This is a genomic window from Streptomyces sp. AM6-12 (assembly GCF_044327085.1).
In the GTDB taxonomy this organism is placed as follows: domain Bacteria; phylum Actinomycetota; class Actinomycetes; order Streptomycetales; family Streptomycetaceae; genus Streptomyces.
This window is the reverse complement of sequence record NZ_JBIQWN010000001.1, coordinates 2,437,377-2,459,395: the sequence shown is the minus strand read 5'-3', so window position 1 is coordinate 2,459,395 and position 22,019 is coordinate 2,437,377. Positions and strand designations below refer to the sequence as shown.

At 72.8% G+C, this 22,019-nt stretch carries 19 protein-coding genes; 13 read left to right on the top strand and 6 right to left on the bottom strand.

Annotated features, from left to right (window positions below):
* Positions 1–366 precede the first annotated feature (366 nt).
* Positions 367–3,450, top strand: a complete 3,084-nt coding sequence (locus tag ACE4Q9_RS10890) for an AfsR/SARP family transcriptional regulator (protein ID WP_397984041.1) — start codon at positions 367–369, stop codon at positions 3,448–3,450.
* Positions 3,451–3,480: 30 nt separating this feature from the next.
* Here ACE4Q9_RS10890 and metK read toward each other — a convergent pair whose 3' ends face one another.
* The 3 genes from metK to ACE4Q9_RS10875 form a co-directional block, all read right to left on the bottom strand.
* On the bottom strand, positions 3,481–4,719 hold the full coding sequence (gene metK, locus ACE4Q9_RS10885) for a methionine adenosyltransferase (RefSeq protein ID WP_397984040.1): 1,239 nt from the start codon (positions 4,717–4,719) through the stop codon (positions 3,481–3,483).
* Between the two features lie 23 nt (positions 4,720–4,742).
* The gene (locus ACE4Q9_RS10880) at positions 4,743–5,219 is read right to left on the bottom strand and encodes a hypothetical protein (protein ID WP_397984039.1); all 477 of its coding nucleotides are present in this window, start codon (positions 5,217–5,219) and stop codon (positions 4,743–4,745) included.
* A 118-nt stretch (positions 5,220–5,337) separates the two neighbouring features.
* The gene (locus ACE4Q9_RS10875) at positions 5,338–6,837 is read right to left on the bottom strand and encodes an amino acid adenylation domain-containing protein (protein WP_397984038.1); all 1,500 of its coding nucleotides are present in this window, start codon (positions 6,835–6,837) and stop codon (positions 5,338–5,340) included.
* A gap of 232 nt (positions 6,838–7,069) precedes the next feature.
* Here ACE4Q9_RS10875 and ACE4Q9_RS10870 point away from each other — a divergent pair, with 232 nt between their 5' ends.
* The 10 genes from ACE4Q9_RS10870 to ACE4Q9_RS10825 all read left to right on the top strand — a co-directional run bounded on the left by ACE4Q9_RS10870 (position 7,070) and on the right by ACE4Q9_RS10825 (position 17,045).
* Positions 7,070–7,807: an alpha/beta fold hydrolase gene (locus ACE4Q9_RS10870; protein ID WP_397984037.1), complete on the top strand. Its 738-nt coding sequence runs from the start codon at positions 7,070–7,072 to the stop codon at positions 7,805–7,807.
* On the top strand, positions 7,804–9,042 hold the full coding sequence (locus ACE4Q9_RS10865; protein ID WP_397984036.1) for an MFS transporter: 1,239 nt from the start codon (positions 7,804–7,806) through the stop codon (positions 9,040–9,042). Before ACE4Q9_RS10870 ends, ACE4Q9_RS10865 begins: the two co-directional genes overlap by 4 nt.
* Before the next feature lie 54 nt (positions 9,043–9,096).
* Positions 9,097–10,173: a thioesterase domain-containing protein gene (locus ACE4Q9_RS10860; protein ID WP_397984035.1), complete on the top strand. Its 1,077-nt coding sequence runs from the start codon at positions 9,097–9,099 to the stop codon at positions 10,171–10,173.
* A gap of 26 nt (positions 10,174–10,199) precedes the next feature.
* A complete protein-coding gene (locus tag ACE4Q9_RS10855; protein WP_397984034.1) occupies positions 10,200–10,694 on the top strand; it encodes an SAM-dependent methyltransferase in 495 nt (164 codons plus the stop codon).
* Between the two features lie 115 nt (positions 10,695–10,809).
* Positions 10,810–12,276 carry a radical SAM protein gene (locus tag ACE4Q9_RS10850; RefSeq protein ID WP_397984033.1) on the top strand — a complete coding sequence of 489 codons (1,467 nt, stop codon included), beginning with the start codon at positions 10,810–10,812 and terminating at the stop codon, positions 12,274–12,276.
* 2 nt (positions 12,277–12,278) lie between these two features.
* Positions 12,279–13,328, top strand: coding sequence for a PLP-dependent transferase (locus tag ACE4Q9_RS10845; RefSeq protein WP_397984032.1), 1,050 nt, complete (start codon positions 12,279–12,281; stop codon positions 13,326–13,328).
* Positions 13,322–14,374: a hypothetical protein gene (locus ACE4Q9_RS10840; protein WP_397984031.1), complete on the top strand. Its 1,053-nt coding sequence runs from the start codon at positions 13,322–13,324 to the stop codon at positions 14,372–14,374. Before ACE4Q9_RS10845 ends, ACE4Q9_RS10840 begins: the two co-directional genes overlap by 7 nt.
* A complete protein-coding gene (locus tag ACE4Q9_RS10835; RefSeq protein WP_397984030.1) occupies positions 14,364–15,128 on the top strand; it encodes a class I SAM-dependent methyltransferase in 765 nt (254 codons plus the stop codon). Before ACE4Q9_RS10840 ends, ACE4Q9_RS10835 begins: the two co-directional genes overlap by 11 nt.
* Before the next feature lie 11 nt (positions 15,129–15,139).
* Complete coding sequence (locus ACE4Q9_RS10830; protein WP_397984029.1) at positions 15,140–16,465, top strand: acetyl-CoA carboxylase biotin carboxylase subunit family protein; 1,326 nt, start codon at positions 15,140–15,142, stop codon at positions 16,463–16,465.
* Positions 16,466–16,562: 97 nt separating this feature from the next.
* A complete protein-coding gene (locus ACE4Q9_RS10825) occupies positions 16,563–17,045 on the top strand; it encodes an SAM-dependent methyltransferase (RefSeq protein ID WP_397984028.1) in 483 nt (160 codons plus the stop codon).
* A 30-nt stretch (positions 17,046–17,075) separates the two neighbouring features.
* On the opposite strand, the gene ACE4Q9_RS10820 is transcribed toward ACE4Q9_RS10825, so the two are convergent.
* The 3 genes from ACE4Q9_RS10820 to ACE4Q9_RS10810 all read right to left on the bottom strand — a co-directional run bounded on the left by ACE4Q9_RS10820 (position 17,076) and on the right by ACE4Q9_RS10810 (position 19,169).
* Positions 17,076–17,534, bottom strand: coding sequence for a LuxR family transcriptional regulator (locus ACE4Q9_RS10820; protein ID WP_397984027.1), 459 nt, complete (start codon positions 17,532–17,534; stop codon positions 17,076–17,078).
* Positions 17,535–17,625: 91 nt separating this feature from the next.
* Positions 17,626–18,792 (bottom strand): pyridoxal phosphate-dependent aminotransferase, encoded by a 1,167-nt coding sequence (locus ACE4Q9_RS10815; protein ID WP_397984026.1) that lies wholly within the window; start codon positions 18,790–18,792, stop codon positions 17,626–17,628.
* 50 nt (positions 18,793–18,842) lie between these two features.
* Positions 18,843–19,169: a hypothetical protein gene (locus tag ACE4Q9_RS10810; RefSeq protein ID WP_397984025.1), complete on the bottom strand. Its 327-nt coding sequence runs from the start codon at positions 19,167–19,169 to the stop codon at positions 18,843–18,845.
* A gap of 348 nt (positions 19,170–19,517) precedes the next feature.
* On the opposite strand from ACE4Q9_RS10810, the gene ACE4Q9_RS10805 reads away from it, so the two are divergent.
* Both ACE4Q9_RS10805 and ACE4Q9_RS10800 read left to right on the top strand, forming a co-directional pair.
* Positions 19,518–21,608 (top strand): TerD family protein, encoded by a 2,091-nt coding sequence (locus ACE4Q9_RS10805; RefSeq protein WP_397987174.1) that lies wholly within the window; start codon positions 19,518–19,520, stop codon positions 21,606–21,608.
* Positions 21,609–21,791: 183 nt separating this feature from the next.
* Positions 21,792–21,968, top strand: coding sequence for a hypothetical protein (locus ACE4Q9_RS10800; RefSeq protein WP_397984024.1), 177 nt, complete (start codon positions 21,792–21,794; stop codon positions 21,966–21,968).
* The last annotated feature ends 51 nt before the right edge of the window (positions 21,969–22,019 follow it).

The window sequence follows — 22,019 nt, the reverse complement described above, 5'->3', positions numbered from 1 at the left end:
ACCCGGCACCCCGGAGACCGTCGCTTCCGAAGCCGTCGCCCCCGGACCCGTCGTTCCCGCCGGGCGCCGTCGCCCGGCGCCATCCCGCCTGACGCCGCGGGCCCGCCCCGTGCGGCCCGGACCGCTGCCCGGCAACGCCTGAGCGGCGAACCGGCTCCGGGCCGCGCCGAGTTGGCCCCACCCCTGGTCACGCCGCCACCCGGCGCCGAGAACGCGGCCGCCGGGCCGTGCCCATGGGGTGTCCGCCATTCCTGTGCCATGCATCAGGAAACTCATGGCAATCACCGGATGTCAGCTGCGACCAGGGCTACGGTGCTGATCGTTGACCGCGATGCTACGTGTGGGGGGAAGGCAAGGGTGGACGACATGATCCTTCGGCTGCTGGGGCCGGTCGAGCTGGTCCACGAAGGTCGTCCGCTCGACGTCGGCGGGCCGCGCCAGCGGGTGGTCCTGGCGATGCTGGGCCTGCACGTCAACCGCACCATGTCCACGGAACAGCTCATCGACGCCGTATGGGGCGACGCACCCCCCGTCACCGCGCGCGGCCAGATCCAGGTGGCCATCTCGACGCTCCGCAAGCAGTTCGCCCTGGCCGGCCGGCCCGACGCGATCAAGACCCGAGCCCCCGGCTACGCGCTCGAACTGGACCCGGACCGGGTGGACAGCCTGGAGTTCGACCGGCTGGTCACCACCGCGCGCGAGCACGCCCGTGCCGACCGGATCCCGGAGGCGGCCGCCGCCCTGCGCACGGCCCTGGGCCTATGGCGGGGCCCCGCCCTGGACGGCATCCCCAGCGACTCCGTACGGCATGTCGCCCGGCATTACGACGACCGGCGGCTGGCCGCGATCGAGGAGTGTCTGCGCCTCGAACTCCTGCTCGCCAGGCACGGTGAGGTCTGTGCGGAACTGACGGTGCTGATCGGCCGGTTCCCGCTGCGCGAGCGTCTCTACGAGCTCCTCATGCTGGCGCTGTACCGCTCGGGGAGGCAGGCGGAGGCGCTGGAGACGTTCCAGCGGGCGCGCAAGGCCCTCGTCGAGGAGATGGGCATCGAGCCTGGGCAGGAACTGCGCGACCTGGAACAGGCGATCCTGAGACAGTCCCCGGCGCTCGACCTTCCCGCACCACCGCCGGGCCGGACCGCCCCCGCACGCCCCTTCGCCGCGCCGGACGCCCCGGACGCCCCGGATGGACCGGACGCCCCGGATGGACCGGACGTCCCGGATGGACCGGACGTCCCGGACGCGCCGGGCGGACCGGAGAGCGGCTTCCGCCTCATACCGCGCCAACTCCCGGCCACCATAGGTGACTTCACCGGACGCCGCGCCCAACTCGACGAGATCAGGGAACTGCTCCTGGCCCCCTCCCGGAGCGAGACCGCGGGCTACGCCGTGCCGATCGTGGACATCTCCGGCCCCGGCGGCGTGGGCAAGTCGGCCCTCGCCGTACGCGCCGCGCACGAGGTGAGCAAGCACTTCCCCGACGGCCACCTGTACGCCGACCTGCACACCGTCTCCGGCGACGCACCGGTCACCGCGCTGCTGGCCCGCTTCCTGCGGGCCCTCGGTGTACCGGCCAAGGCCATCCCCGACGACGCCCAGGAACGCGCCGAGATGTACCGCAGCCGGCTGGCGGACAGCCGGGTGCTCGTGGTCCTGGACGGAGTGACCGGCGCGCAGCAGGTGACACCGCTGCTGCCCGGCAGCCCCACCTGCGCGGTGATCACCACGAGCCGGGCCCGGCTGGCCGGCACGGACGGCGTCCGCGGCATCGACCTCGCCGCCTTCGACATGGCCAACGCCCTGGAACTGCTGGCCGGCATCGTCGGTCGCGAACGCGTCCAGGCGGAACTCGACACGGCCGTCGAACTGGTCAACCTGTGCGACGCGCTGCCGCTGGCGCTGCGCATCGCCGGCGCCCGGCTCGCCTCCCACCCGCACTGGCGGATCGAATGGCTGGTCCAGCGGCTGCGGGACGAGCGCCGCCGCCTGGACGAGCTGAGCCACCGCGGCCTGGAGCTGCGCTCCACCATCAGCCTGACGTACCGGGCGCTGACCCCCGCCGCCCAGCGCCTGTTCCGGCTGTTCTCCCTCGTCGAGGCGCCCGACTCGCCGGCCTGGGTCGCCGCCGCCCTGCTGGACACCGGCCTCGGCGCCGCGGAGGACACCCTCGACGCCCTGGTCGAGGCACAGGTCATGGACACCGTGCGCTACCCGGACTCGCTCCGGCCGCGCTACCGCTTCCACGACCTCATCCGCGCCTACGCCCGCGAGGAACTCCTCGCGAGCGGACCACCGGCGGAACAGGACGCCGCCCTGGCGCGCGTGCTGGGCGGCTGGCTCTCCCTGGTCGAGGAGGCCCACCGGGAGGAGTACGGCGGGGACTACACGATCATCCACGGCCGCGCCCCGCGCTGGAGGCTGCCCGAGGGCACGGACGCGGAGCCCGCCGGGCGGCCCGTGGAACGGCTCAGCGGGGAACGCCGGGCGCTGGTGACGGCCGTACGGCAGGCCGCCGCCGCCGGAATGGACGAGCTGTGCTGGGACCTCGCCCTCACCTCCGTCACCCTGTTCGAGGCCAAGGGGTACTTCGACGACTGGCGGGAGACCACGCGCCTGGCGTACGAGGCGTCCGCCCGCGCCGGCAACCGCATCGGCCAGGCGGCGATGGCGTACTCCCTGGGCACCCTGCACATGTTCCAGACCCGCATGGAGCAGGCCGACGAGAGCTTCGGCAGGGCGCGGGAGCTGTTCGAGGCGGCGGGGCACGACCACGGGCGCGCCCTGGTGCTGCGCAACGCCGCCTACCTGGACAGCGTGCGCGGGGACGACGCCGCCATGCGGGAGAAGTACGACGAGGCGCTGGCGATCACCAGGCTGGTGGGCGACCGGATCGGCGAGGCCCACATCCTGCGCAGTCTGGCCGGATGGTGGCTGGCCTCGGGGAACACCGAGCGCGCCCGCACCCTGCTGGAGCAGGCCCTCACCATCTCCCGTGCGGAGAACTGCCTGCGCGTCCAGGCACAGGTGCTCCAGCGGTTCGCCGAGCTGCACCTCGCGCTCGACCAGCCGCGCCAGGCCCGGGAGGCGCTTCAGGAGGTCCTGCGGATCGTCCGGGACAGCGGGGACCGGATCGGCGAGGCGTACGCGCTGTACGGCCTCGGGGCGCTGCGCCGCCGGGAGAAGCGGTACGACAGCGCCACCGACACCCTGACCCGCGCGCTCGCCCTGTCGCGGCAGGTGGGGGAGCGGGTCGTCGAGGCCAGATCGTGCTACGCGCTCGCCGAGATCGCCCTGGCCCGTGGCGACCACCAGCTGGCCGCGGCCCAACTGGAGGCGGCGCGCGACCTGTTCGCCCGGCTCGGCTCGCGTACCTGGCTGGAACGGACCGAGGACCTGATGATCGAGGCCGGCGGCCCGAGCACCGCCGCCCCCGGCGCCACGATCCCCTAGGCCACCTTCCGGCGCCCCCGCCTCTTCGGCTCAGCCCGCCGCCGCGCCCGGCTCCCCGCCGGCCGCCCCCGCCACTGCCCGCAGCCGCTCCGCGCGGTCCACCCGTTCCCAGGTGAAGTCCGGCAGTTCGCGGCCGAAGTGACCGTACGCGGCCGTCTGGGCGTAGATCGGGCGCAGCAGGTCGAGGTCGCGGATGATCGCGGCCGGACGCAGGTCGAAGACCTCGGTCACCGCGTCCTGGATGCGCGCCACCGGCACCGTCTCGGTGCCGAAGGTCTCCACGAAGAGTCCGACCGGCTCCGCCTTGCCGATCGCGTACGCCACCTGGACCTCGGCGCGCCGGGCCAGCCCCGCCGCCACGATGTTCTTGGCGACCCAGCGCATCGCGTACGCGGCACTGCGGTCCACCTTGGACGGGTCCTTGCCCGAGAACGCGCCGCCGCCGTGCCGGGCCATGCCGCCGTACGTGTCGATGATGATCTTCCGCCCGGTCAGGCCCGCGTCCCCCATCGGGCCGCCGGTCTCGAACCGGCCGGTGGGGTTGACCAGGAGACGGTAGTCCTCGGTGCCGATGCCGAGGCCGGCCAGCTCGGGCTCCACCACATGCGCGCGGACGTCCGGGACGAGGGTCGCGTCCAGGTCGGTGTCGGCGGCGTGCTGCGCGGAGACGACGACCGTGTCGAGGCGGACCGGCCTGTCGCCGTCGTACTCGATGGTGACCTGCGTCTTCCCGTCCGGGCGCAGATACGGCAGGGTGCCGTTCCTGCGGACCTCGGACAGCCGCCGGGACAGCCGGTGCGCCAGGGTGATCGGCAGCGGCATCAGCTCCGGCGTCTCGTCGCAGGCGTAACCGAACATCAGGCCCTGGTCGCCCGCGCCCTGCCGGTCCAGCTCGTCGCCCTCTCCACCGGCGGCGGCACCCCCGGCACGGGACTCGTACGCCGTGTCCACCCCCCGCGCGATGTCCGGGGACTGGGCGCCGATGGACACGGAGATCCCGCAGGAGGCGCCGTCGAAGCCCTTGAGCGAGCTGTCGTAGCCGATCTGGAGGATGCGGTCCCGCACCAGGGCCGCGATCGGGGCGTACGCGGTGGTCGTGACCTCGCCCGCGATATGCACCAGACCGGTGGTGACCAGCGTTTCCACGGCGACCCGTGCGGCCGGGTCCTCCTTGAGCAGCGCGTCCAGGACGCAGTCGCTGATCTGATCGGCGATCTTGTCGGGATGGCCCTCGGTCACGGACTCCGAGGTGAACAGACGACGGGACACGGTGACTCCTCAGGACGGGCCGGTCAGTGATGGTCGCGCGAGCTTGCCGCCGGAGCCGCCCCGGCCCGCGCCGGAGCCCGCGTCGCCGCCGGTTCCGCCCCGGCCCAGACATCGCCCCGCACCAGCAGCTCGCCCGGCACGGCCCGGCGCACCGCGAGGTAGACCTCGTCCGCCGGCACCCCGAGCAGGGTGCTCAACTCGTCGCGCAGCAGCCGCAGCAGCCGGCCCACGGTCTCCCGCGGATAGCTCGCCTTGCAGGTGACGAAGCCGATCGGGGCACACGGGCGGGCGGCCGCCGGGGGCTGCTGACCGGGCATCGGCGCGGGCGGGGCGGGGCGGTCCCATTCGGGCCGGTGCGCCGCGTCGGCGTCGAGCCGCTGCCAGATCACCCAGCAGTGCTGCGGGGCGATGCCCAGCAGCCCGGTGACCGCCTCGGCGATCCTCGCCAGGGCGGGACGGCCGGGGCTCGCGTCGGGCGACATCAGGGTGATGACGGGCATGACAGTGCCTTTCTCGGCGTGGAGTCTTCTCGGGGCGCGGGGGACCGGCGGACGCGCGGGGTGCCCGCGCGTCCACGGGAGTACGGCCGTCGCGCGGGGCCCCGGCCCCCTCGGGCGCTCAGTCGGTCAGCGTGGCGAGCAGCTCCGCCCGGTCGATCTTGCCGTTGGCCGTCATCGGCAGCCGCCGCACGCGCCGTACGACGTCCGGCACGGCGTGCGCGGGCAGCCGCTGGGACAGGGAGCGGCGCAGCAGCACCGGGTCCTCGTCGGTCCCGGCGGCGGAGGTGTAGAACAGCGCGAGCCGGTCGTAGTTGCCGAGTTGGCCGGGGACGGGCACGGCCACGCAGTGCGTGATGCCGGGCAGCTCCGCCGCGTGGGCCTCGATCTCCTCCGGCTCGATGCGGTAGCCGCGGATCTTGACCTGGCGGTCGGTGCGCCCGGTGAAGTGGAAGACGCCGTCGGCGTCCCGCAGGCCGTGGTCGCCGGTCCGGTACAGCCGGGTGCCGGTCGGCGGGTGCTCGGTGAAGCGCGCGGCGGTCAGCTCCGGGTCGCCGAGATAGCCCCGCGCCAGCCCCGCACCGCCGACGCACAGCTCGCCGCCGACGCCGGGCGGGCACTCCCGCCCGGTCTCGTCCAGCACATGCATCCGGGTGCCGGGCACCGGGCGGCCGATGGGGATGCCGTGCTCTGCCGCGCAGTCCGCCGCGGTGATGGGGTGCACGGTGGCGAACACGCAGCTCTCCACAGGGCCGTAGCCGTTGAACAGCCGGGTGCCGGGGTGCGCGGCGAGGAACCGGCCCACGTGCGCGGCCGACAGCCGCTCTCCGCCGATGTACAGGGCGCGCAGGCCCCGGAAGCAGTCCGGGTCGATCTCGGTGAACAGGTTGAACAGGGAGGACGTGAGCCAGGCGGTGCCGACCCCGCTGGTGTCGATCAGGCGGCGCAGGGTGTCCGGCAGGAGGTAGTCCTCCGCGGCGGTGACACAGGTGCCGCCGGTGGTGAGCGCCCCCCACAGCTCCAGGGAGAAGGCGTCCCAGGACGACGGGGCCGCCTGCATCATGACGGTGCCGGGGCCGAAGGCGAGGGGCCCGTCCGCCGGGAACAGCCGGGTGGTGGCCGCGTGCGGGGACACCACGCCCTTCGGCGTGCCGCTGGTGCCGGAGGTGAAGAAGACGGTGGCCGGGGCGTCGGACGGCCCGTCGTAGGCACGGAAAGCGCGCGCGGCGACGGCATCGAACTCGCCGGACGGAGCGGGAGGCTGCCACACAGACCACTCGCCGTACGCCGCCCCGGCGTCCGTCACCAGTACCGGCCCGCCGAGCTGCCCGAGCACCGACTCGACCCGCTCCCGCGGCCACCTCGGATCCAATGCGGCGTACCCGGCACCGCACTTGAGCACCGCGAGCAGCGCGACGTACAGCCGGGCCGAGCGCGGCAGCAGGACGGGGACCAGCGTGCCCGGTCCCGCGCCGGCCGCCGCGAGAGCCGCCGCCCAGGCGTTCGCCGTCGCGTCGAGGGTGGCGTAGTCGAGCCGGATGGAGCCGTCCACCACGGCCAGGGCGTCCGGCCGCGTCCGGGCCCGGTGTGCGACCGCCTGGTGGATGAGGCCGACTCCCATGGAATTCCCTCCGGTTCCGCGAACGGTACGAGGACCGGGCCGGCCGGAATTCCGGCAACCCGCCACCGATACTCCGCCCCCTTCACATGCGGTGTCACGTACCCGAATCCGGGGACAGCGAAGGGAGTTGACTTCCCCCGCCGCGGAACCGGAATCTGAGCGGGCCGGGCAGCGACCTCGGCATTCCTCAAGGGGGTTGATCTCGATGAGCGTTGCCGGACCGGAAGACCGCGTGCTTCCCACACCGGCCCTGGCGGGACACGGCAGCGGTGTCCGACTGCTGGACTACGACGCCGTACCCGGACGCTCCGGCGCCGGCGGCGCTCCGGGCAGCATGCTCCTGCTGCACGGATTCGGCGGCGACAAGAGCCAGTTGCGGCCCCTCGGCGACGCCCTGTGCCCGGCCGGCGCGGTCGCCGTCCACCCCTCGCTGCGCGCCCACGGCGACAGCCACCGGCCGGTCTGGGGCTACTCGGTGCTGGACTTCTCCGCCGACCTGCACCGCATCGCCGACATCCTCCCCGACGAGGTGCACCTGGTCGGATACTCCTACGGCGGTCTCGTGGCGGCCGTCTCCGCGGTCACCTGGGGAGCCTCCCGCGTCCGCAGCCTGGTGGTGATCGACCAGTCCTTCGACGCGCACCCCGCGCTGCACGAGGCCGACGAGTGGGCCGAGGGCAGCCTGCTGCGCTGGACCTACGACTTCGGGCATCTGCCGGACCTGCTGGAGCGGCTCGGTGTCCCGGTGCTGGTGCTGGCCGGCGCGGACAGCCGCAACATCCTGCCCGGCGAACGCGAGCGTCTCGCAGCCCGCGCCGGCGGCATGCTCCGGGTCGAGACCGTGCGGGGGTCGCACGCCGACTGCTATCGCAATACGACGGAGATCACCTCCGTGATGCGCGACTTCTACCGCACCGCATTTCCGGGAATTCCCGGCAAGGAAAACGCCGAGAAGGGCGAAGCCGCATGAAATCCCGGTTCGTCGAGGAAGGGCCTGCCCGCACCCTGGTGCTCGGCACGCTCGCCAATTCCCTCGGAAACGGCGTCTTCGTCACCTGTTCCGCCCTCTATTTCACCCGGATCGCGGGCTTCACCCCGGCCCAGCTCGGCCTGGGCCTGAGCATCGCGGGCATCGCCGGACTCTTCGCGGGCGTCCCCTTCGGACACCTCGCCGACCGCAGGGGCCCGCGCGGCACCGCGGCCGCGCTCCTCGTCCTCGCGGGCCTCGCCACCGCCGCCTACCTGCTCACCGACGCGTACCCGCTGTTCATCGTCTTCGCCTTTCTGTACGCGCTGTTCGACCGCGGCGCCTACGCGGCCCGCCAGGCCCTGATCCCGGCCGTGCTGGACGGCGAGAACCTGGTCCGGGTCCGCGCCAAGATCCGTGTGGTCACCAATGTGGGCGTCTCGGCCGGCGCCGCGCTCGGCGGCCTGGCCCTGCTGTGGGACACCGGGACGGCGTACCGGCTCACCTTCCTGCTCAACGCGCTCAGCTTCGTGGTCTGCGGGCTGGTGTTCCTGCGGCTGCCCGCCGTACCGCCCGCCCCGCGGCGCCCGCCGGGCGAACCGCGGCTCGCGGTGCTGCGCGACACCCCGTACGCGCTGCTCGCCGTGCTCAACATGGTGATGCAGCTGCACATCCCGATCCTCGAGGTGATCCTGCCGCTGTGGATCGCCCTGCACACCGGCGCCCCGCACGCGCTCACCGCCGTACTCCTCCTCCTGAACACCCTCGCCTGCGTCGGCCTCCAGGTCCCCGTGACCAAGAAGATCGGTGAACTGCGCTCCGCCGTCCGCGCCTTCCGCGTCGCCGGAGTGGCCCTGCTCGGCTGCTGCGCCGCGTTCGCGCTCTCCTCGGGCCGCGGCCCCTGGGCCGCGACCGTGACGCTGGTGGTGGCCGCCGCCCTCCACGTGTACGGCGAGATGGTCCAGTCGGCCGGCTCCTGGGTGATCGGCTACGAACTCGCCCCGCCCGACAAACAGGGCCAGTACCAGGGGCTGTTCAACACCGGCATCGCGGCGGTGCAGATGTTCGGCCCGGTCTCGCTGACCCTGCTGCTCATCGACTGGGGCACCCCCGGCTGGCTGACCCTGGGCGCGGTGTTCCTGCTCGGCGGACTCGCGATGGCACCGGCGGTGCGCTGGGCCGAGCGCCGCAGGGCCGCGGCGGCGGAAGCCGCCCCCGCGACGGTGCCCGCGACCTGACCGGCGCCGCGGCCCCCGCAGCACATCCCCACGACACACCGGACGAGGGAGACGATGACTCACCCCAACCCGACCACGGACCCCGGTCGCGACGGAGTGGAACTCCAACTGGCGGACGTATGGCGCCGGTTGCTGGGCCGCGACGACGTCGGCATCCACGACGACTTCTTCTCGCTCGGCGGCCACTCCCTGCTCGCCATCAAGCTGACCGTGGAGGTGCGCCGGCTGTTCCAGGTCGACCTGACCGCCGCCGATCTGCTCGCCGCGGCCACCGTCGCCGAACTCGCGGAGATCGTCCGCCGGGGCACCGCCGACCGGCCGGGCCAGCTGGTCCGCATCCAGCAGGGCGCGAGCGGCAGCCCGGTGTACGCCCTGCCGCCGGTGTCCGGCACCGTCCTGCTCTACCCGCCCATCGCCCGCGCCATGGGCCTCGACCAGCCCTTCTGGGCCGTGCAGTCGCTCGGCCTGCTGCCCGGCGAGGAGCCCCTGACCTCGATCGAGGCGATCTCCGAGCACTTCATCGAGCAGCTGCGCACCGTCCACCCCGAGGGCGTCGAGTGGAACCTGATGGGCTACTCGATGGGCGGACTGCTCGCCTACGAGACCGCCCGGCGTCTGAGGGAACGGGGCGAACGCGTCGGGCTCGTCGGCCTGCTCGACACCCGCATCACCGTCGAGCCCAGCGCCGACCCGGACTTCGCGCTGCGCGCCCTGCTGTGGCGCGGGCTCAAGCTGGAGCTGGACATCGACTGGCTGCGCGGTCTGGACCCGGACAGCCGGGCGCGGACCCTGGTCGAGCTGGCCGTCGAGGCCGGCACCATGCCCGCCGACTTCGACGCCGACCGGCTGCGCCGCATGATCGACATGTACCAGTACAACCTGGACGCCCTCGCGGCCTACGAGATCAAGCCGTACGACGGCACCGTCACCGTCTTCCGGGTCACCGACCGCTCCATGGAGGGCGGGACGCTCCCCGAGGACCTGGGCTGGAGCGAGGTCGCCGGGCGCGCCGTCGTCGTCGACGTCCCGGGCGACCACTTCACGATGGTCGAGCCCGGCCAGGTCGAGGTCCTGGGCCGGCGGCTGCGCGAACAGCTCGACCTGGCCGCCGCGTCCGCCGTCGCCTCCTGACCCCCCAGCCCCGCGAAGGAGCACCCGTGCAGGACCCGGACGGGACCCCGCCCCCGTACGCCCTCCAGCCCATCGGCGTCGTCCGCTCGCCGCGCAGCGTGCCCGAGCACGACCACTGGGGCGGCGTCACCTCGGTCATCGAACTGGACCCGGAGCGGCTGAGGCCCGAGGCCGTGACCGGCCTGGAGCAGTTCTCGCACCTCGAAATCGTCTTCCACTTCCACCTGATCCCCGAGTCGGCGGCCGTCACCGGCGACTGCCACCCCCGAGGCCGCACCGATCTGCCCCGCCTCGGCATCCTCGCCCAGCGCCTCAAGGAACGCCCCAACCGGCTCGGCGTCTCGCGCTGCGAGCTGGTCCGGGTCGACGGGCTGACCCTGCACGTCCGGGCGCTCGACGCGCTGGACGGCACCCCGGTCCTCGACGTCAAGCCCTACCAGCGGATCTTCGCGCCGCCGGCGGACACGGTCCGCGAACCGGCCTGGCTGCACGAGGCGATGTCCCGGTACTACGCCCGCTGAACCACGCCCCCACGAGTCCGACGCCTCCCGACGAAACCCACGCTCCTCGCGCCATCCCGTACCGCCCCGGTGCCGCCACAAGCCATCCGGGCCCGTCCACAGCCAAGGAGTTCCCATGTCCGTCCCCACCACCGACGGCACCACGGTCGATCTGGAGCTCAACCTCGGCCGCCTCCTGGACCGCAACCCGCAGCTCCAGATCCCCCGCGACGAGTACAACATCAACGTCACCTCGAACGAGGGCGACCGCCTCTCCGCCGACGAACTCGCCACCGAGTACGGCCGGTTCGCGGGCGCGGGACACCCGGCCCACCTGTACTTCCACCTCCCGCTGTGCAACTACATCTGTCACTTCTGCAACTACGTCAAACGCCTGGTGCCCCGCGGCAAGGAGGACGGCGCCCTGCGCCTGTGGTCCGACCTCCTCATCGAGGAGTCCCGCCGCTACCTGGACCGCTTCGACTGGATACCCCGCGCCCGCATCGAGTCGTTCTACATCGGCGGCGGCACCGCGGCCCTGCTGCTCAACAGCCCCGAGTACATCCGGCCGCTGGTCGAGCACGTCCGGGAGAACTACGACCTCGCGGACGGGATCGAGTTCAACATCGAGGGCAACCCGGAGAACTTCCAGCAGCACCACCTGGAGACCGCGCGGGAGCTGGGCTTCAACCGGTTCATCCTCGGCGTGCAGTCGCTCCAGGACGAGGTGAACGACTTCACCAAGCGCCGCCACTCCACGGCCCAGTCGCTGGAGGCCATCGAGAACCTGCTCGCGACCGGCTGCCCCTTCAACGTCGACATGATGTTCGGCCTGCCGTACCAGACCCCGGAGTCGGTGCGCCGGGACATGGAGATCCTCACCGGCCTCGGCGTCCCCACCATCACCATCTACCGGCTGCGCAACGCCGACCGCGAGGAGATGGGCATCGGCAACCGCGCGGTCTGGAACAACCCCGCGGTGCGTGAACGGCTCATCCGCGAGGGCCGGTTCCCGGAGCTGGACTCGACGTACGCGATGCGCCAGGAGGCCGTCGAGGTCCTGCTGGAGCAGGGCTACTACCCGAGCCCCTGCGGCTGGTGGAGCCGGCCCGGCACCTACGAGGGCGGCAACATCCCGCAGACCTCGAAGAACAAGTGGGAGCACTACAACACCATGATCGCGTACGGTCCCGGTGCCTACGGCTGGCTCACCGGAGACCAGGAGGAGTTCCTCCAGACGCACAACATCACCGACATCAGCAAGTACGTGTCGTTCATGCAGAACGACGAGGGACTGCCGCTCAACTTCGGCCGCCGGCTCAGCGGCCACAAGGCCATCGGCACCGCGCTCGGCTTCAACTTCAAGGCCAACCAGCCGATCGACCTCGCCCGCTACCAGGAGCGCTTCGGCGCCGACCTGCTGGAGACGGAACCGTTCGCCTCCGCCTTCGCCGAGCTGATCGAGCGCGGACTGGTCGAGAAGGTCAACGACGGCACCGCCCTCAAGCCGACCCTGGACGGCGAGGCGCTGCACGAGGAGATCATCTTCCACTACTTCCACCAGCGCATCGGCCTGTCCGACGCGCCCGTGTGCCGGCGGTGACCATGCACTCCACCGCCCCCGCGGCCACCGCCGAACCGGCCTTCGCGAGCCCCGCCCGGCGGGTCGAGGACGCCTTCGCCGCCCTGCACGGCGCCGACAGCGCGCTGCTCGTGCCCGGCGTCGTCGCGGCCACCACGGCCACGCTGCTCGCGCTCACCAACCCCGGCGGGCACCTCATCGCCTCCGACCAGACCTGCGACCCGCTGCGCGGCGTCCTCACCCGCGAACTCGCGGGCCTGGGCCGCACGGTGACCTTCGTCGACCCCACCGACGCGGACGCCGTCCTGACCGCCGTACGGCCCGAGACCCAGGTCGTCTACACGCAGTCCCTCAGCGACCCGCTGATGCGGCCCGCCCCGCTCAACGAGATCGCCATCCACGCCCAGATGAACGATCTGCTGCTGGTCGTGGACAACACCGCGCTGTCCCCCGCCGAACTGCGGCCCCTGGAGACCGGCGCCGTGATCGTCATCGAGGACACGGTGCCCTTCCTCGACGGCTGGGGCGACGTCGGCGCGGCCCTCGTCACCGGCCTGGACCGGTACCTGCCGAGGATCGCGGAGCAGTGCGCGCGGCTCGGCGGCGCGGTACCCGACTGGTCCGCCCACCTCCTCGAACGCTCCCTGGCCACCCTCCCGCTGCGGCTGACCGCCCAGCGCGACGGCGCCGAGCGGGTCGCCGGGATGCTGCGCGCCCACCGGGCCGTACGGGCCGTACACCGCCCGTCGTTCGACGCGGCACCCTGGGCGCTGGAGACCCACCGGGGCTTCGGCGGGCTGCTGTCCTTCGAGGTCGCCCCGGACATCCACGACCTCACCGGCATCCTGGCCGCCTGCACGGGCGACCACAGCCCCCTCGGCAGCACCGCCCGGCTGCCCGCCCGCACCAGCCACGCCCACCTCAGCGAACGGGTCCGCCGGGAACAGGGCATCACCCGGCGACTGGTCCGCCTCTCGGTGGGCGTCACCGACGCCGACGCCCTGTCCGGCCGGCTGCGGCGGGCCCTGGACACCGCACTCGCCCAGCGCACCGGAGGTGACGAACGATGCTGAACGGCGTCGACCTGCGCGCCCGGCGGTCCCTCGCCGAGCAGATAGCGGAGGACTCCTGGGAGGCGCAGCTGAGCATCGGCGTGGCGGCCCAGGCCGCGGCGGCCGGCCGCTGCCGGGTGCGCACCGAACCGATGCGGCTCGGCTCCACGCGGGTGGCCCGCGCCTTCGGCATCGACCAGCGGTTCGGGCCCGGCGCCGCGGACTGCCTCGACCCGGTCGGCTCGGTGCTGGTGGCGCTCGGCGCGTCCGTCGCGGACAGCGTCGTCACCGAGCTGTCCGGCCGGGGCTGCGGCCCGGCGCTGCTGGAGGTGCTGCCCTGCGCCGAGTTCGCGGCGGACGGCACCGGCCGGCTCTCGTACGAGATACGGCTCGACGGCGAGGTCCCGGCCGACCACGCCCGGCGGGCGGTGGCCGCGGCCCGCGCCCGGTGCACCGCCCACCGCACCCTGGAGGAGCCCAACGGCATCAAGGCGGTGGTGCAGACCGCGCGGGACGTGCACCTCGCCAGCCCGCCCGCCGCGGCCGACGGCCCGGACCGCACCACCGTCCGGCGGCGCACCGCCCGCGTCCTGTGGGAGATCGGCACCCACGTCCTCGCCGAGGTCGACGGGGTGCACGCCGAATCCGACCAGCCCAAGCAGCTGTTCGGCGCCGACCTCGCGCCCAGCGCCCAGGAGTACTTCCTGGCCGCGCTGGCCGCCGAGGCCCTCGGCTTCGCCGACCCGCGCGCCGCCGCGCCCGGCGCGCCGGCCGCCTCCGTGCACGCCTCCGGCCGGATCGACCTGCGCGGCCCCTACTCCACGCAGGACGCCCCCGTCGGCCTGCGCGACATCCTCGTCCAGCTGCTGCCCGCCGACCCGACCCGCGACGACGAGTCCGCGCCGGACGCGATACGCCGCTGGTTCGCCGGGGGCGACGCCCTGCGGCTGGTCCGGGACCCGCACCCGATCGGGGCCCGCCTGGTCCTCGACGGCACCCCCGTCCCCGTACCGCACCCCGAGAACGACCGCACCACCGACACGAAGGAACCCCACCGTGCCCCGTGAATGGGACGCCAAGACGTACGACTCGCTGCCCCTGCCGCACCAGCAGTGGGGCAAGCGCACCCTCGGCAGGCTGGACCTCAAGGGCGGCGAGACCGTCCTGGACGCCGGCTGCGGCACCGGCCGGGACACCGCCGCGCTGCTCGACCTGGTCCCCGACGGCCGGGTGATCGGCGTCGACGGCTCCGCCCGGATGCTCGACCAGCTGCGCACCAAGCTGGCCGGCCGGCTCGACCGGCTGGAGATCGTCCAGGCCGACCTGACCAAGCCGCTGCCGATCTCCGGCCAGGTCGACGCGATCACCAGCGTCGCCACCTTCCACTGGATCACCGACCACGCCGCCCTGTTCGCCAACCTGGCCGGACATCTGCGGCCGGGCGGCCAGTTCGTCGCCGAGTGCGGAGGCCAGGGCAATGTCGCCCTGATCAACGCGGCCGTGGGGGAGGTGCTCGGCAAGAGCGCGGAGGACGAGCCCGAGGGCAAGGACCAGGTCTGGTACTTCGGCGGCGTCGAGGAGACCACCGAGCGGCTGGCGGCGGCCGGGTTCACCGACATCGACGTCAACCTGCTGCCCGACCCGGCTCGACTGGAGCCCGGCGACCAGCTGTGCAGCTACCTGGCCACCGTGGTCCTCGGCTCCCACCTCGACAAGCTCCCCGAGTCCGACCACGAGGACTTCGTGCGCGCGGTCGCCGCCCGCCTGCCCGAACCCGTCGTCGACTACGTACGGCTCAACATCACCGCCCGCCGGGCCTGACGGAGGCACCCATGGCACACTCCGCGCTCCCCACCGTCCTGGTCGTCCACGGCCAGGGCTCCGCCACCGCGTGGCGCGTCCTGTCGGCGGCCCGCGGACTGTGCCGGGTGGTCTTCCTGTGCGAGCCCGGAAACCCGGCGTACCAGGCCGAGCTTGCGCAGATCGACGGGCACGCCGAGATCGCCGACACCACCGGGCTCGGCGAGGAGGAGGTGTGCCGGCTCGCCGAGGGCCTGCGCCCCGCGGGCGTCGTCACCTTCAGCGAGTACCGGCTGCGCACCACCGCGGCGGTCGCCGAACACTGCGGGCTGCGCCACCACTCCCGCGCCACCGCGGCGGCCCTCACCGACAAGTACCGCCAGCGGCAGATGCTTTCGGACGCCGGCGTCCAGCACACCGCGTGCGGCCTCGTCCGCGATCCGGACGAGGCCGCCGCCGCGCTCGCCCGCGTGGGGACACCCGCGGTCCTCAAACCCCGGCACGGCGCCGGCAGCGTGGACACCTGCCTGATCACCTCGGCGGACCAACTGCGCACCCTACTGGGCGAGTTCGCCACCGACGGCCAACGCGAGTTCGTCCTGGAGGAGTTCCTGCCCGGCGACCCCACCCGGACCGGCCCCGGCTGGGCCGACTTCGTCTCCGTGGAGTCCCTGGTCGTCGACGGTGAACCGCGCACCGCCGCGATCAGCGGAAAACCGCCGATGGTCCCGCCGTTCCGGGAGACCGGCCACGTCCTGCCCGCCCCCCTCGCGCCCGGTCTCGCCGCCGAGGCCGAAGGACTGGCACAGGCGGCGGTACGGGCCCTCGGCATCCGCCACGGCATCACCCACACCGAGGTCAAACTGACCCCGCACGGGCCGAGGATCATCGAGGTCAACGGACGGCTCGGCGGACTCATCGCCGAGATCGTGCAACGGCGCACCGGCTACGACATGGTGGCCGCCGCCCTGCGCCTGGCCCTGGGCCTGCCCGTCACCGAACCGGCCCCCGCCCGGCTGCACGGGGACCGGGTGACCTTCCAGTACCTGCTGTTCCCGCCCACCGGCCCGCTCCGGCCCGGCCCGCCCTCCCTCCTCGACGGCCTCGGGGACCTGCCCGGCGTCGACCTCGCCGACCTCCGCCCGCCCGCCGAGTGGCACACCGACTGGCGCCGGGGCACGCTCGGCGCGATCGGCACGCTCTACGGCTCCGCCGCCGACCACACCGAACTGCGGGCGCTGCTCGGCCGGATCGGCGAGCGGATGGACCGGTTCTGGCGCGCTGCGGACACACCGGGTGCCGGCGCGCCGCGGCCGGTCGATACGGTAGGCAACTCCATTGATGTACCGACCTGTTGACGTACCGAACCGCTGACGTACCGACGCAGGGATGTACCGACCCCCTGACGCGTCGGCCCTCCGACGTGTCGCACGCTCTGAACGAAAGGCGCTGCTCATGCCCGAGAACAACACTCCCGCCGAGGTGGTTTCGGTCCCGGTGGGCCGGGTGGTCGGCGGCCGGGCTGAGGTCCGCGACGACGACTGGGGCCGGGAGACCGCGATCATCCGTCTGGACGCCGGCCAGTACGGCCCCGAGGCGATGGCCGGCCTGGACTCCTTCTCCCACCTCGAGGTCGTCTACCACTTCGACCGCGTGCCCGTCGAGAAGATCGAGACCGGCTCCCGGCACCCGCGCGGCAACACCGACTGGCCCCGCGTCGGCATCTTCGCCCAGCGCGGCAAGAACCGCCCCAACCGGCTCGGCGTCTCCCGCTGCCGCCTGATCAAGGCCGACGGCCTCGACCTGCACGTCCAGGGCCTGGACGCCGTCGACGGCACCCCCGTCCTCGACATCAAGCCCTACATGAGCGAGTTCGGCCCCCAGGGCGAGACCACCCAGCCCGAGTGGGCCACCACCATCATGCGCGACTACTACTGACGGTACGGCTGCTGACGGTACGACGGCCGCTCACTGGGGCTGAAGACCGAGCGCGACGCGGGTGAGTTCCGCCTTGTTGCCGATGCCGAACTTGGATCGCACCCGCTTCACGTACGTGTCCACGGTGTGCTGGCTGATGCCGATGCGCCGGGCCACCTGGCCATGGGTCATGCCCGACGCGATGAACCGGAGCACCTGCTCCTCGCGCGGCGACAGCCCGGCCGGCGCCCTGTCGCCCGCGGCGAGGGGCGCGCGCCGCGCCAGTGCCGCGTACACCTGGCGCAGCACCTGGTCCGGGGTCGCGTCGGCCCGCACCACGACGACGTCCGGCGCGCTCGCGCCCCACACGGCACGCTCCGGCACGTCCCGCTCCAGGGTGTCCTCGACCAGCAGCACATCGATGGCGGCGCCGGGCTCGGGAAAGGCGTCGGCCGAGGTGAAGACGACCTCGCAGGGCGACTGCGTGGTCAGCAGGTGTGTGAGACCCATGAGCACGAGCGGCCGCACACCGCAGATCGCCGTTCTCGTCCCCCCACCGTCCCCCGTCAAAGCCGCTCTCGGGCGTTCGAGCGTGACCGTCTCAGTCCTCATCGGCGCCTTCCCCGTAGATTTTGTTGATGCGTTCGATCGCCTCGGCCACGCGCCGCGGCGGCGCGGCCGTGAAGCACAGGCGCGCCCAACCGCCGTAGCGCGCCCCGAAGTTCCGCCCCGGCGCAAGGCCCACGCCGAGCTCGGCACACCGCCGTACGAACCGCTCCCCGTCCCCCCAGGCCCGCAGGTCGAGGAACGTGTACAGGCCGCCGGACGCGTCCGTGTGCGGCACCTCCAGCGTCGAATCGGCCAGCCACCAGGCCGCCGCGGCACGGTCCCGGCGTCGGTTCAGCTCCTCGCGCGGCGTGCGCAGCGCCTCGTACGCGGCGAACTGCGCCGCGGTGGGGACGGGCCCGCCGGTGTACGGCGCCCAGGCGGCCACCGGCGCGGCGAGCCCCGGCGGGCAGACCAGGTACCCCACCCGGTTGCCGGGCATCGCGTACGTCGTCCCGCAGCCGTGCGCCGAGAACGTACGCTCCGCCGCCGCGCCGACCGCCGCGATGTCGGCGAACCCCTCCCTGGTGAAGTCGTACTCGTCGTACGTGTTGTCGGCGATCAACCACAGATCGTGCCGCTCGGCCAGCTCCACGAGCGCGGCGAGCCGTCGCCGGTCCATCCGGTAACCGGTCGGATTGTTGGGGCTATTGAAGTAGACGGCCCGCGTCCGGCTGGTCACCGCCGCCTCGACGGCCCCGGCGAAGTCGAACCCGAACCCGCCCCCGAGCTCCAGGAAGACCGGCACCTCCCGAGCCACCCCGCCCGCCGCCCGCACCAGCCCGGTGGCATGCGGCCACTGCGGCGACAGCACCAACACCTCGTCGCCCGCCTGCAGTACGGCGCGTAACGCGAGTGAGAGGGCGTGCGTGGCCCCACCGGTGACCAGCACCTGCTCGGGCGGCACGGCCCCGCCACGCCGGCCGCTCACCCGCTCGGCGAACGCCGCCCGCAACGCGGGCACGCCCGCCACGGGCGCCTCCTCGTGCGCCCCGACCCCGAACTCCGCTTCCTCCCACCCCCGAGGCCGCGCACAGGGCTCGAAGACGGTCCTGCCCCGGTGTAACCGCACCGGCTCCGCGTACCCGGAGCCGCGCAGCAACGCGTCGACGCGATCATCGAACTCGCTGTACGGACTGCTGAGTTCACCGAGTGAGGGCATGGGCGGCTGCTCCTGGGAAGTACGAGCGGGGACGGATCGCACCAGTCGCCCTAGGCGACGGCGGCCCCCCAGTGGGTGTCCCCGGGACCAGCGGCGAGCGCGGCCGGGGTGCCACCCCAGTGGGTGTCTCCGGGCGCCGCGTCGGCGGGGGTGGTGTGGGTGGTGCCCCAGTGGGTGTCGGCGGGGGTGGTGTGGGTCGTGCCCCAGTGGGTGTCGCCGGGTGCGGACGTGGAGGCGAGGGCGGCGTGGGTCGTGCCCCAGTGGGTGTCGCCGGGAGCGGACGCGGCGGCCCGGTCCGCTCCGGTCACCGTCAGCACCGCCGCCACCCCGACCACCAGACCGAGCACCGCGCGGGCCACGACCCTGGTCTTCGTCATCGCTCTCTCCTCATCCACGGGTTCCCTCCGCCGGGGCCTCCCCCGAGCCGCGTCCCATTCCACCTCCACCCCCTTTCGAACGGCCTTCCACCGACCCCGTAGGCATGCCGCGCCCGTGGAAAGCGGTTCAGAAGAAGACGAGAAGGGAGGCTGGTGAGCGAGCCGGGAGGGAACGCGATCGCCTCCACAGATACGACACAATTTCCGCACGTCTCCTGCGTTCGCACTCTGTGGGTACTACAGTCATCCGCGCGCGGCCGGTCACAGAGCGCCACGCATCGCATCAGGCGGCCGGGGCAGGCGCTTTCCCGCGCCCGGTCCGCATCGTTTGGGGGCTTTGTGCGCGAAATGGTCATGGGCTCGAACGTGTCGCTGCCCGCCCTGAGCGAGAACGCCAACTCGGTGATCGTCAGCCTTGGCTGGGCGAGCCCGACCGGCGAAGGCGACGCCGATGTGTCGGTCCTGCTGCTGAACGCGAAGGGCAAGGTCCGCAGCGACGCGGACTTCTACTTCTACAACAACCCGGTCGCCGCCGACGGGAGTGTGCAACTCCTGGGCAAGGCACCTGCGGCGGACGGGAACGAGGACCGGATCAGCTTCGACCTGACCGCGGTCCCGCGCGAGATCACCCGCATCGTCGTGGCCGCCAGCCGCTACGAGGGCGCCCGCTTCGGTGAACTAGAGGACGTACGGCTGTCGTTGGCGGACGGGAGCGGTGAGCAACTCCTCCGCTTCACCGTCGAGGACGCCGACTCGGTGAGCGCGATCATCTTCGGCGAGCTGTACCGGCGCGGGGAGGAGTGGAAGTTCCGCGCCGTCGGGCAAGGCTACGACACCGGACTCGCCGGCCTCGCCACGGACTTCGGCGTGGACATAGACGACGACGCGACGGCCGAGGACGCACAGGAGACACTGGACGCACAGGGCGCGCGGGACGTGCAGGAGGCACGGGAAGTGCGGGGGACGGCCGCCGGTGCCGACGACCGGCCGGACACGCCACCGCCGGCGCCGGACGGCGCCCCGATACGCCGGGCGATGCTGGACGCCGTCCCCGCTCCCCGCGAGCCCGACGAGGAGACCGGCCCCAAGAAGCCGGCCAGGCGGCCTCGTACCGCCAAGAAGAGGGTCACCCTGCCCAAGGCCCCCAGGAAGACGCTGGCGGAGAACGAGTCGTGGAACGAGGCCAGACTCTTCCCGGTATCGGCGCTCAAGAGCGACCGGGACCGCGAGACACGTGCCACCTCGGTGCTGCTGTCGGTGATGGCGCAGGTACCGGAGCTCGGCAGGAGACTCACCGCCGCGTTCGGAGCGCCGGCCGGCCGCATGGAGACCTTCGCCGAGGTCACCCTCCCGCACGGTGACAGCCCCCGCCGCCCCGACGGGGTGATCCGTGTCGAGCGGGCAGGCAAGCTGTGGACGGCGCTGGTCGAGACAAAGACCAACGGCAACGCGCTCAGGGCCGAACAGGTACAGGCATACATGGACATCGCCGCGCGCCGCGGCTACGAGGCCGTGATCACGCTGTCCAATGATGTCGCCCTGGAGGGCAGCCCCCTCGTCGCGGTGAAGACCGACGGACGGCGCAAGCACAAGGTGGCCCTCTGGCACCTGTCCTGGGCGGAAGTCGCCCACCAGGCCCAGGTGTTGATCCGGCACGAGGGTGTCGGCAACGCCGCGCACGCCTGGCTCCTCCAGGAACTGCTGCACTACCTGCGGCACGAGAACTCCGGCTGCCACGGCTTCCAGAACATGGGCCCGGCGTGGGTGCCGGTACGCAACGGCATCGACGACGAGACCCTCTGCCAGGGAGACCCGCGCGCACTGGAGGTGGTGGAGAGCTGGGAGCGGCTCATCCGCCAGGTCTGCCTGCGACTCGGCGGCGAACTGGGGCAGAAGGTCCTGCCCGTCCAGCGCGCCAGACGCGGCAATGACCCGAAGGCACGCCGGGACCGCCTCGCCGACCGGCTCTGTCTCGACGGCAGGCTCCAGGCGGAGCTGCGCATCGAGGGAACGCCCGGCGTCCTGGCGATCAGCGCGGACCTGCGCACCGGCAAGCTCCGCACCTCCATCGAGATCCCCGCACCCGAGCAGGGCTACCCGCTGGCCTGGGCCAAGCGGCTCATCCGGCGCCTGGCCGAGGCACCGGCCGACCTCCACATCGAAACTCTCGTCGAAGGCGGGACCGGCGGCCCCCGCGGCACCCTCGAACGCCTCCGCCCCGAGCCGGCCGACCTGCTCCCCAAGACCAACCCCACCCGGATCCAGGGCTTCCGCCTCTCCCTCTTCAAGAATATGGGCAGCACCCGCGGCAACGCCGAATCCGGCTTCATCCGCAGCGTCGACAACGCGATCCACCGCTTCTACACCACGGTGGCCATCCACCTCGACGGCCCAACCTCCCGCCGCCCACTCCCCAGCCTGGAACCAACGACGGCCTGACATCGGCCGCCCGCGGATCGAGGCTCCCGCGGTGAGCGACAACCGGTTCCTAGCGCCATGGATCGAGGGCATGCTTGCCGCGGGTCTCGCCCGCTTCGAGAGCCAGGAGCCCTCCCGGCCCCTCGGCCAGGGAGTGGACTGGAACCCGGACCTCCGAACTCGTTGTCGCGTGACTTATGCCCGGTGACGACGCGGAGGCATGGGCCGCATTCGTCCCACCAGCAGCGTTTCAGCGAGAATCACTGTGCTGGCCGCGAAGGGCTGGCCTTGCCCATGCTGGCGCGTTACGCGAAGTGCCTCGACGGATGGCAGGACGACGCCAACCGCCGCATCGAAGACCTGCTGCGCGAATACGAGTGACAAGACTTGATCATCTGCCAGGCCCCTGAGCGTCATGCCCAGGGGCCTCGG

What these genes read in the sequence shown, in the direction of transcription:
- ACE4Q9_RS10890 (WP_397984041.1), top strand. Translation starts at nt 367, where the DNA reads ATGATCCTTCGGCTGCTGGGGCCGGTCGAGCTGGTCCACGAAGGTCGT.
- ACE4Q9_RS10880 (WP_397984039.1), bottom strand. Translation starts at nt 5,219, where the DNA reads ATGCCCGTCATCACCCTGATGTCGCCCGACGCGAGCCCCGGCCGTCCC.
- ACE4Q9_RS10875 (WP_397984038.1), bottom strand. Translation starts at nt 6,837, where the DNA reads ATGGGAGTCGGCCTCATCCACCAGGCGGTCGCACACCGGGCCCGGACG.
- ACE4Q9_RS10865 (WP_397984036.1), top strand. Translation starts at nt 7,804, where the DNA reads ATGAAATCCCGGTTCGTCGAGGAAGGGCCTGCCCGCACCCTGGTGCTC.
- ACE4Q9_RS10860 (WP_397984035.1), top strand. Translation starts at nt 9,097, where the DNA reads ATGACTCACCCCAACCCGACCACGGACCCCGGTCGCGACGGAGTGGAA.
- ACE4Q9_RS10850 (WP_397984033.1), top strand. Translation starts at nt 10,810, where the DNA reads ATGTCCGTCCCCACCACCGACGGCACCACGGTCGATCTGGAGCTCAAC.
- ACE4Q9_RS10845 (WP_397984032.1), top strand. Translation starts at nt 12,279, where the DNA reads ATGCACTCCACCGCCCCCGCGGCCACCGCCGAACCGGCCTTCGCGAGC.
- ACE4Q9_RS10840 (WP_397984031.1), top strand. Translation starts at nt 13,322, where the DNA reads ATGCTGAACGGCGTCGACCTGCGCGCCCGGCGGTCCCTCGCCGAGCAG.
- ACE4Q9_RS10830 (WP_397984029.1), top strand. Translation starts at nt 15,140, where the DNA reads ATGGCACACTCCGCGCTCCCCACCGTCCTGGTCGTCCACGGCCAGGGC.
- ACE4Q9_RS10825 (WP_397984028.1), top strand. Translation starts at nt 16,563, where the DNA reads ATGCCCGAGAACAACACTCCCGCCGAGGTGGTTTCGGTCCCGGTGGGC.
- ACE4Q9_RS10820 (WP_397984027.1), bottom strand. Translation starts at nt 17,534, where the DNA reads ATGGGTCTCACACACCTGCTGACCACGCAGTCGCCCTGCGAGGTCGTC.
- ACE4Q9_RS10815 (WP_397984026.1), bottom strand. Translation starts at nt 18,792, where the DNA reads ATGCCCTCACTCGGTGAACTCAGCAGTCCGTACAGCGAGTTCGATGAT.
- ACE4Q9_RS10810 (WP_397984025.1), bottom strand. Translation starts at nt 19,169, where the DNA reads ATGACGAAGACCAGGGTCGTGGCCCGCGCGGTGCTCGGTCTGGTGGTC.
- ACE4Q9_RS10805 (WP_397987174.1), top strand. Translation starts at nt 19,518, where the DNA reads ATGGTCATGGGCTCGAACGTGTCGCTGCCCGCCCTGAGCGAGAACGCC.